This window comes from Mycobacterium sp., assembly GCF_044370595.1.
Classification (GTDB): domain Bacteria; phylum Actinomycetota; class Actinomycetes; order Mycobacteriales; family Mycobacteriaceae; genus Mycobacterium.
The window spans coordinates 1-9,055 of sequence record NZ_JBILVF010000140.1; the positions used below are offsets into that span (position 1 = coordinate 1).

General features: G+C 66.5%; 8 protein-coding genes and 2 pseudogenes. 4 read left to right on the plus strand and 6 right to left on the minus strand.

Annotation, left to right across the window (positions count from 1 at the left end):
* The 6 genes and pseudogenes from ADBZ5N_RS15060 to ADBZ5N_RS15085 all read right to left on the minus strand — a co-directional run.
* Positions 1 to 355, minus strand: a pseudogene (locus ADBZ5N_RS15060) (hypothetical protein); the annotation flags it as partial.
* A gap of 25 nt (positions 356 to 380) precedes the next feature.
* Complete coding sequence (locus ADBZ5N_RS15065) at positions 381 to 1,505, minus strand: sulfotransferase (RefSeq protein WP_526258725.1); 1,125 nt, start codon at positions 1,503 to 1,505, stop codon at positions 381 to 383.
* Positions 1,502 to 1,810, minus strand: a complete 309-nt coding sequence (locus ADBZ5N_RS15070) for a hypothetical protein (RefSeq protein WP_526258727.1) — start codon at positions 1,808 to 1,810, stop codon at positions 1,502 to 1,504. The genes ADBZ5N_RS15065 and ADBZ5N_RS15070 overlap by 4 nt, the downstream gene beginning before the upstream one ends.
* 142 nt (positions 1,811 to 1,952) lie before the next feature.
* Entirely contained in the window at positions 1,953 to 3,167 is a 1,215-nt protein-coding gene (locus tag ADBZ5N_RS15075) for a class I SAM-dependent methyltransferase (RefSeq protein WP_526258729.1), read from the minus strand.
* A gap of 29 nt (positions 3,168 to 3,196) precedes the next feature.
* Positions 3,197 to 3,610, minus strand: coding sequence for a hypothetical protein (locus tag ADBZ5N_RS15080; protein ID WP_526258731.1), 414 nt, complete (start codon positions 3,608 to 3,610; stop codon positions 3,197 to 3,199).
* Between the two features lie 157 nt (positions 3,611 to 3,767).
* Positions 3,768 to 3,941: a PIN domain-containing protein gene (locus ADBZ5N_RS15085; protein ID WP_526258733.1), complete on the minus strand. Its 174-nt coding sequence runs from the start codon at positions 3,939 to 3,941 to the stop codon at positions 3,768 to 3,770.
* Positions 3,942 to 4,101: 160 nt separating this feature from the next.
* Between ADBZ5N_RS15085 and ADBZ5N_RS15090 the strand changes: the two genes are divergently transcribed.
* The 4 genes and pseudogenes from ADBZ5N_RS15090 to ADBZ5N_RS15105 all read left to right on the plus strand — a co-directional run.
* Entirely contained in the window at positions 4,102 to 4,350 is a 249-nt protein-coding gene (locus tag ADBZ5N_RS15090) for a type II toxin-antitoxin system VapB family antitoxin (protein WP_526258735.1), read from the plus strand.
* Entirely contained in the window at positions 4,301 to 4,765 is a 465-nt protein-coding gene (locus tag ADBZ5N_RS15095; RefSeq protein WP_526258737.1) for a type II toxin-antitoxin system VapC family toxin, read from the plus strand. Before ADBZ5N_RS15090 ends, ADBZ5N_RS15095 begins: the two co-directional genes overlap by 50 nt.
* A gap of 271 nt (positions 4,766 to 5,036) precedes the next feature.
* Complete coding sequence (locus tag ADBZ5N_RS15100) at positions 5,037 to 5,330, plus strand: DUF4333 domain-containing protein (RefSeq protein ID WP_526258739.1); 294 nt, start codon at positions 5,037 to 5,039, stop codon at positions 5,328 to 5,330.
* Between the two features lie 544 nt (positions 5,331 to 5,874).
* Positions 5,875 to 9,055, plus strand: a pseudogene (locus ADBZ5N_RS15105) (hypothetical protein); the annotation flags it as partial.

Below are 9,055 nucleotides of genomic sequence, written 5' to 3' on the forward strand. Positions count from 1 at the left end.
CGCCCCCGCGACCCGGGGTGCCGTGGCGTCTGACCGGTTCGGGGAGGTCCTTTTCGGCTGCGGGGACATCGAAGTGTGAACGACCGGTCGCCGACGACGGCTGCGGAGCGCTTTGAGAGGCAGTACCAGACCCGCGGACGTTCTTGTCCAGCCGTCCGCGCGCGGGAGGCTCCGTGCCCGCGGGCTGAGAGCCCGCGCCGGGGTCCGCTGCCGTGGCGCCGTGGGTGTCGGCAGCTGAGGTGTCGGCCGCCGAGGAGTCTGCCCAGGCGGTGCCGGGGCCGCTGAATAACGCCACACCCACCCCGAGGGTGGCGGCGAGCGCGCCGATACGGCCGACATTCAGTGATGTGCTCATGGTGAACTCTTCTTCCGTGCGGGTGTCAGGCTTTCTCAGCCGATTTCGTGGGCAGGTTGAACGTTTCGTAGACGAAGGCGAGGTCTTGTCGGATGCGCTCCGGGTCGAGGTCGAACTTCTCCGGTGAGTGCTGATGGCGGCTCTTGTAGGAACGCTGCCGCTCGGCCTGCGCTCGAACTTCCTCGACGAACGCGGCACTGGGTTCGACCTCGATGAAATCGAGGATCCGCTGCATCGTCGGCTCCAGATTGTGCAGTAGGTCGGTGTAACGCACCACGCACAGGTTCTTCTCCGGGATACGTCCGGAGGTGTAGTCGTCGTGAAAGGAGCGCAGCATGGCGCAGGAGGCCTGGTAGAGGTTTTCCACCCAACGTTGCTGGTCGACCTCGGTCGAGTGGTTCCACACGTCGTACCCGTTCTCCAGAACACCGGACAACAGCGACATCCCCGACGGGATGACCTCGACCGGGTCGCGGATGATGTAGACCAGCTTGCAGTCGGGGTAGCGCTTGAGAACCTGGTCGAGTTGGAAGGTCAGCATGCTCGTCTTGGCAAGAACGCGGTGGGCGCGCTTGTAGAGCAGGTTTCGCTTCCAGCACTCCTCGTGGTAACCGTAGAACCGCTCTTCGTCGCGTGCCGGTGCCGGGTCGATCCCGAGCTCTCGCCGGGATAGTTCGCTGCCCCAACTGTCCTGCCAGGCCAGGAAGTAGGCCCACGCGAACGGGCCGTCGAGCGTACGGAAAAACCACAGCACGTCGTCGGTCTCGATTCCGCGCAGGCTCGTGTCGTGAACGTCCGAGGGGTGGTAGCGCGCGGGGGAGAGCCGATCGATCCGGGGGACGATGCCGCCCAGCAGCTTGCGGGCGGTGATGGCCGGAAACAGCATCTCCCACAGTTCGAAGGCGGCCATCCCGCCGGCGCCGAGCAGCAGCCGGTGCAGGAAGGTGGTGCCGCTGCGGGGATTTCCGATGATGAAGATGGGCCGGTCGATCGGCTGCTTGCGGTAGTTGGAGAAGAAGATGCGGTCCAGGCCGAGGGTGATCGCCGAGATCGCCTGGCGCACCTGCAGTACCCCGAAAGTGCCCAGTGGCCTCAGCCGGAACCCGAAGGACTTGTTGATCGTGCGGTAGAGCTGCAGGTAGCGGTTCACGCGGCCGCTCCCGACTCCCGCACCGCCGCGGCACCCGCTACAGAGAATCCGGCCGCTGCACTGGCGATCGCGATCTTGTCGCCGTCGGCCACGGCGCTGTTCTGCCTGCGGTAGTCCAGCGCGATAACCCCGACGGTGCTCGCGGTGTTGCCGAATACCGCGTAGCGCACGCCCTGCTCGATGGCTTCCCACTCGTGGGCTGCGCCATGGAAGGTCTGGCGAAACCGTGCCAGAAGCGCGTCGTTGTCAACGGCCTGGTCGGGAAGAACTGTGACGGGACGCGCGAAGTAGATGTCCGGAATCACTTTCCTGTTTCTTCTCCAGGTCGGATGTATTCCCCCCTCGGTTCAAGCATGGGAACCATACCAGCGTCGGGCACACCTCCCCCTGACTGGCGCCTGCCAGATGCTGCCCGACCGCTCTGCGATGGCCCCCGCAGTCGTACCGCTAGCGGGCCCGGCTGAGGTCCATCGCGACGAAGTCATTCCGCCACAGGTCCTCGAACAGTTCCAGGGCGGTGTACTCCAGGGCGGGCCGATCGGCGGTCAGCACACCCGAAAGCGCAACCCGTTCGACGATCTCGCGCATGGTGCGCTCGCCGTCGATGTTCTGGGCGAAAGCCAGGTGGGTCGGGTCCAACCGAACCCGCCAACCGGGTCTGGAGATCATGTCGCCTCGAATGGTGCACCGCAGTCGCAGCAGCGGAACATAATCCAACGCGCGGCTGGACGCGAAGTCGATCAGGTAGTTGGTCTCGGGGCGCTCCTGGTGGCATGCCAGGAAGAAGTGGCAGGCGTTGAGCGTTTTGATCCGCTCCATAACCGACCAGATTTTCTCCTTGGGAAGCTGATTGACCGCACGGTAGAACCCGTTACCCGGTTCGGTCAGCGTCGGCGGGTAGTAAGACGACTTCAAGAACCAGTCCTGGAACACCAGTCCGGCGGAATCAACCAGCTTCAGACAGTCCTCGACGGTGTAGCTGCGATCCCGTCCGTGCAAGAAGGTGTCCACCAGCCCGCCATCGAACTGCAGGTCTGGTGCGATCGAAATGTAGCTCTGCAGAGGATGACTCGGTGCTAATGACTTGATCGCTTCTTTGACCATGCTCAGCGATTCCTCGTTCTGCTCCAGGCCCAGCTCGCGGAAGATCGCTTGCATCAGTTCGACTCCCGCTCGCCCATAGCGGCCGTAGAGCATGATCGCCACGACGCCCTCTGGCCGAAGGCAGTCGGCGAGCGCCTTCATGCCCACTTCCGGTTGGGCCAAATGGTGCAGCACGCCGGTCGACACAATGAGGTCGAACTGCTTATCCAGCGTGGAGACGTCTTCGACCGGGAGCAGATGCAGCTCAAGGTTTTTCAGAGAGTATTTGTCCTTGAGATAGCGATTATGTTCAAGCGACGGCTCACTGACGTCGATGGCCACCACCTTCGAGCCTCGGTTGGTGTAGGCGAATACCGCGGCTTGGTTGGTGCCGCAACCGGCGATGAGGATGTCCATATCGGGTTGATACGGACGGTCCGGCCACAGCACCCGGTGGGCGTGGCTGGGATCGAACCATTGCCAGTTGTTCGTCAGCCAGGTCTCGAGGTTTTGGATCGGCTCCGGATAGGTCCATTTCTCGTACTGGCGGGCGACGACATCAGCGCGGGGATCAGACATTGCGGTTGCTCTTTCGTGGACGTCGGATTTCAGCGGTTGAGCAGTTGGCTCCTCTTGAGAACAGGCAGCGGGAACAGGTGCTCGCTGTGGTTGTCCTCCAAGCTGTCGTAGAGGCCGAGGGTGTAGACACCCGGTTCCACCACGCGTATCGGCACGTACTGGGTGAACACCCGGAACTTCACCGGGGTGGGCGGATTGTCATCCCAATGCCAACGCCATTCCAGGCTGCCCACCCGCTCACCCTCGGGTGAGGTCGCGACGATGACCTTGACCGGGTCGTAATCGGTGCCGCCGAGGGTGGTCACCGCCACCACCATGGGGACGGTGATCTGTGCGGGGAAGTTGTTCACGTAGCAGCTGGTCATCGGGAAACCCTTGACCGCGATGCCGCCGGCGTTCTCCTCCACAGCGCTCAGCGATGGGGCGAATGCGACAACCCGCATGATGTACTCCTCACGATCGTCAACTGTCCCGCCAACCTTAGCTACGCCCACCCGGTGATCCCCAGCCGAGCCTGCGCACGTAGGCAAACGGCGTCTAGCACGTTAGTGAGCCTGCGTGGCCCGGGTAGCCGTATCGGCGTTCTTGCCCGGGGGCGCGTCAGAGCGAGCTAGTGCCGAGCAGCCGGTAGGTGACCCCTAAGGATCGGTAGGTGCGCTCAGGGCGTTGGTCTAGCGACAACAGTTCGTGGCCGAAAGCATGGGCGGTGAGCCCGACGAGGGCATCGTAGGTGCCGCCGCCGGTGATACCTGCCGTTGCCGCGGCGGACGTCAACGATTCGACGAGCGTGGCATCGGGGGCGATGATGCGCCCCGGCCCACTGGCTGGCGAAGTAGGTGGCCACCGTCGTCGCATCCATTTCGGAACGGCGCGGGCATCCGTCTGGATCCCGCTGCCGCATCATGATGCGATGTCTTGATGCTATGATGCGCAGATGCGCACGACCTTGAATATCTCCGAGGATCTGCTCGCCGAAGCAAAGGTTGTCGCCGCCCGCACGCACCGCTCGCTCGGTGCCGTGGTTGACGATGCACTGCGGGTCTTGCTCCGGCGAGAGGGGCCGGGATCGGCGGGCGAGGCGTGGACGTTCCCCACCGACGGCGCCGGCGGTCTGCAACCCGGGGTGAACCTCGATGACCGGGAAGCTGTCGCCGACCTCCTGGGCGAGAATGCTCTGCCCTGACGTCAACGTCCTGCTGTACGCCTTCCGCCGCGATAGCGCCGATCACAGCCGGTATGCCGAATGGCTGCAACTCGCGATGACCGGGCCCGAACCGATCGGCATCAGCGACCTGGCCCTGTCCGGGGTGGTTCGCCTGGCGACAAACCACCGGATCTATCGTCAGCCCAGCAGCCCGGCGGATGTACTTGATTACTGTCACGCGGTGCGCTCGGGGCCGTCGGCCGTCCAGTTGCGGCCCGGGGCCAAGCACTGGGACATCTTCTCCAGACTCTGCCTCGCCGTCTCGGCCACCGCCAACGATGTGCCCGACGCCTATCATGCGGCGCTGGCCATCGAGCACGGCGCGACCTGGGTCACCAACGACCGCGGGTATGCCCGGTTTCCGAATCTATTGTGGCGCAAACCAATCGAGTGAGATCAGACGGAGGCAAACCCGCCTGTGGCGGACCTGTTGATCGCTCTCGCGATCCTCTCGCAGTTCGAGTTGTAACCCGACGCGGGCGGTCCGCGCGAGCACCCCATGCAGCGCCATCACGGCACCACGTCGACAGTCAGTTGGTCAGGTCAGTCGCCGCGGGGAAGCCAGGCCGACGCTGCGCGTATCGGGCGCGGGCCAAGGCTTTAGGCCATCATTCCCGTTCCGCAACTTTCATTTCCCCGAAGACGCACTGGTGTAGTTTCCTCAGATGAAGAAAACCCTCGCACTGGTCGCCGGATCCTTGATCGCGCTCAGCGCCGGTGCCGGGGTCGCCTCGGCATCGGTCAGTGCGGCAGAGTTGCAGGACATGCTCAGCTCGCAGTTGGCCCAAGCCGGCTCGCAGCCGGATGCGGTGAGTTGCCCGGGCGGCCTAGATCCCGAGCCCGGTGCCGCGGTCACCTGCGCGGTGACCATGGGCGGTGAGACTCGCGGGGTGACTATCACCGTGGCATCGGTGGACAACGGTCAGGTCAGTCTGAGCATGAGCCTCGCCCCGCAGTAGTCCTGCTCCACGGCGCTCGGCAGCGCCGGAACTATTGAACACCTGCCCATCGTCGCCATTTCGGGGGTTGGCGAATGGACTCAATCATGGCTGATTTGCCGAAAGCCGCTATTGGGCAGCGTATTTCGTTCCACGAGAGGCCTAGCGTGTCGTGATCGCGGACTCGGGGATGACTGGGGGAGGGCATGCCAGCCCTAGGTAGTCGATTGTCGGGCGGAAGTGCAGGCGGATGCACAGGTCCATCGTCGGGTTGCTGGTGGTGTCGCCCCGCCGAGGGCTTACTCAAACTCAAACATTTCGATGAATGTGTACGAATTAATAGCCCTTTCCTAGGTTAGGCAACGCTTAGCTGTGCTGTAAAACATCTTCACAACAGAAAATGTTCTAACGCGACATGGCTATAGTCCGCGCAGTTCAAGAGCCTTAAAGAGAAAGTGTCGCCAGCGCAACCTTCTAATGGCCCTATCAATTTCAATTTGCTGATGGCATAGTCCCGAAATGTGTGCGGCCTGTGGGGGGTCGTTGAAAAAGCTGAGGGAGCGCCATGTCCGAGTCGTCATTTCCTGTCCGCCACCAGCGATCCGCGAAGGGGTGGGTGCGCGGTATCGAGTACCGCCGACCGGAAGTGACGGCGGCGGAACCTCACTCACACACCTACGCCCGTTATGTGGGGCGGGTGGGGGTGTTGGCCATCGCTTTGGGCGTCGGTTCGGCGATCGTGACCATGCCGACCGTCTTCGCCGACACCACCGGTTCGGACGGATCGACGGGGTCGAATTCGGATTCGTCGTCCTCGCCACGTTCCGAGGTGCGCCAGCGCGGACACAGCAGTTCGCGAGCGGACTCTCCGGCCCCGCGAGTGCAGGAGTCGACCTCAGAGACCCCCACCGATGAGGGCGCCGTCGAGGCCGCCGGCGAAACCACAGTCAGCGAGGACCCCACCAACAGCGAATCGGCCGGTCCGACCGATGAGTCGCCGACTCATCCGACCGTCCGCGACTCGGACGGTACGCAGACCGCCGCTCCGACCCGCCGCCCACGCCGCGGCGACTCCGGTTCGCCGACAAGCGTTGGCGCTGAGTCAAACCCGTCAGAAGGGCAGTCGGACGCCGCAGTATCGGCCGCGGTGCCCGCGTCGGAGCCGTCGGTGTCGATGCCAACACCCCGACCTGCGGTGAATGCGCCGGCAACGGCGTCGACGGCCCCGGCGCCCGCCCCGGTTCCCGCCCCGGAGCCTTCGGCAAACGACAATCTCGCGTCGACCCCGGCGCTGGAGGCGATCGGCCCGGTCGCAGCCCAGGCCCCGTCAATGACGGCGTCCCCGACCACGCCGGCGGCCGGCGGGTCGGTGAACGGAATGGGCCGCGGCTTGCTGGACTGGCTGCAGACCGGTGGTAGTGGTGACGCCCCGGCGGCCGCGCCGCTGATGTGGACTGCCGCGGCGTTCAGTCGCCGTGAAATCGGCGGCAAGACCCAACTGGCGGGTGCGGCTGCTGCGACGAGCAGTGGCGAGCCGGCGAGTCCGTTCGCACCGTTGACCCTGAAGTCCCCGAACGCCGCGGCGACCGGCGACCCCTTCGCCGATTTCATCCGGATCTTCATCGGCAACGGTGACGCCACCAACCCGAACGCCGGCCTGCTGATCGGCAATGGCTACAGCTACACCAGTTACGCAGGCTCCTGCACCACCGGCGCCTGTGACGGCGGCCGGGGCGGATTCCTGTTCGGCTCGGGCGGCAACGGTTTCGCCGGAGGCGTGGGCGGTTCAACGGGTCTATGGGGTGACGGTGGCGCCGGTGGCGCCGGTGTGGCCGGGGTCAACGGTGGCGTCGGTGGTCGGGGCGGCAACGGCGGCATCCTGTGGGGCAATGGCGGCAACGGCGGTGCAGGCGCCAGCCTGACCGGTGTAGGTGCGGCCGGCGGAGATGGCGGGATCGCAGGTCCTGTCTCGCTGTTCGGCCGGGGTGGGTCAGGTGGCGCGGGCGGCGACGGAACCACCGGGGGCGGTGCTGGCGGCAAAGGTGCTACTGCCGCAATGTTCTTCGGCAACGGTGGCAACGGCGGTGTGGGCGGTTCCTCGACTGGGACCACCGGTAACGGTGGCGCCGGCGGTGCCGGGGGTAACACCGGCTTCCTGACACTGATCGGCAGCGCAGGGAACGGTGGTGCCGGGGGCAACGGTGGCTCGGTTTCTGGTGTCGGTGGTGCTGGTGGTGACGGCGGCGGCGTGTCCTTCGTTGATCTGGATCCTGCGACCGGCTTCGGCCCAGTCGGGCCGGGCGGCGCCGGCGGCAAGGGCGGTGATGGGGCGACCGGGGGCGGAGTCGGAGGCAACGGTGGAACCGCCGGGGCATTCTTCGGCGACGGCGGAAACGGCGGCGACGGGGGCCGGGCACTGCTGTCCGGTGTGGCTGGAAACGGCGGAAATGGTGGCAGCGTCGGTGTGTCCTCGCTGATCGGCAACGGCGGTAACGGCGGCAATGGTGGCAACGGCGTCCAGGGCGTCGACGGTGTCAATGGCGTTCTGCCGGGTAAATCCGGCGCCGATGGCAGCAGCGGCGCTGGCGGGGGTAACGGTGGTAACGGCGGTAACGGCAGCTTCGTCCTCGGCCGTGGCGGTAACGCCGGTAACGGCGGTTCGGGCGGCACGGGCGGCAACGGTGGTGACGGTGCTGACGGGGTGAACGCGACGATCCCGGGGGCATCCGGCGGGGCCGGGGGCAACGGCGGCAATGGCGGAGACTCCGGACCCGGTGGTGTAGCCGGCACGGCCGGGCAGGGCCGCATCGCGTTCTTCATCGCCAACAACGGAAACGAAGGGATCAACGGCGGTGGCGGCGGTGACGGCGGCCGCGGCGGCAATGCCGGAAACGGTGGCGCCGGCGCCGGAGGTCTCAACGGCACCGACGGCACCCTGGGCAACCCGGATGGCACCGACGGCCAGGCAGGCGGTGACGGGGGCGCCGGTGGTAACGGCGGCAAGGGCGGCAAGGGCGCCGCGGCGACCAGCATCACACCGGCGGGCAAAGACGGCGACGGTGGTGCCGGTGGCGTCGGTGGTGTCGCGGGCGCCGGTGGCGTGGGCGGTGCGGGCTATGTGGGCCGCGCCGTAACCGGTGAGGCTGGTGGCGACGGTGGTGGCGGCGGCAAGGGCGGCGTCGGCGGCGCCGGTGGTCTGGGCGGTGCGTCTGGGGGCGCCGGTGCCGTCGCTGGTACCGATGGTTCCGGCGGCGCGGGGGCTCTGGGCGGCAACGCTGGGGCTGGTGGTAACGGCGGTTCGGGAGCCAACGGGTTGTCCGGCACCACGGTGGTCAACCCCGACGGCACCGACGGCCAGGCCGGTGGCGCGGGCGGTTCGGGTGGCAGCGGCGGTGCCGGCGGCACGGGCGGTCTGGGCGCTGGTACGGCGGCGCGCGGTGCAAATGCCAACGGCGGCAACGGCGGAACGGCCGGCAGCGGCGGCACCGGCGGTCTCGGCGGCAACGGGTATGTCGGCGTGGCGCTGACCGGCCAGGCCGGTGGAAAAGGCGGCGCCGGTGGTGACGGCGGCGCGGCCGGCAACGGTGGTGCCGGGGGCTCGGCCGGCGGACTCGGGGCCGCCAAGGGCCTCAACCGGGTCGGTGGCGATGGTGGTGACGGCGGCGCCGCAGGTGCTGGCGGTAACGGCGGCGATGGGACAGATGGCACGCTGGCCAACCCGAACGGCACCGCGGGTGGTGCGGGTG

Coding starts and splice junctions, on each gene's coding strand:
- ADBZ5N_RS15100 (WP_526258739.1), top strand. CDS start 5,037: ATGAAGAAAACCCTCGCACTGGTCGCCGGATCCTTGATCGCGCTCAGC.
- ADBZ5N_RS15095 (WP_526258737.1), top strand. CDS start 4,301: ATGACCGGGAAGCTGTCGCCGACCTCCTGGGCGAGAATGCTCTGCCCT.
- ADBZ5N_RS15080 (WP_526258731.1), bottom strand. CDS start 3,610: ATGCGGGTTGTCGCATTCGCCCCATCGCTGAGCGCTGTGGAGGAGAAC.
- ADBZ5N_RS15075 (WP_526258729.1), bottom strand. CDS start 3,167: ATGTCTGATCCCCGCGCTGATGTCGTCGCCCGCCAGTACGAGAAATGG.
- ADBZ5N_RS15090 (WP_526258735.1), top strand. CDS start 4,102: ATGCGCACGACCTTGAATATCTCCGAGGATCTGCTCGCCGAAGCAAAG.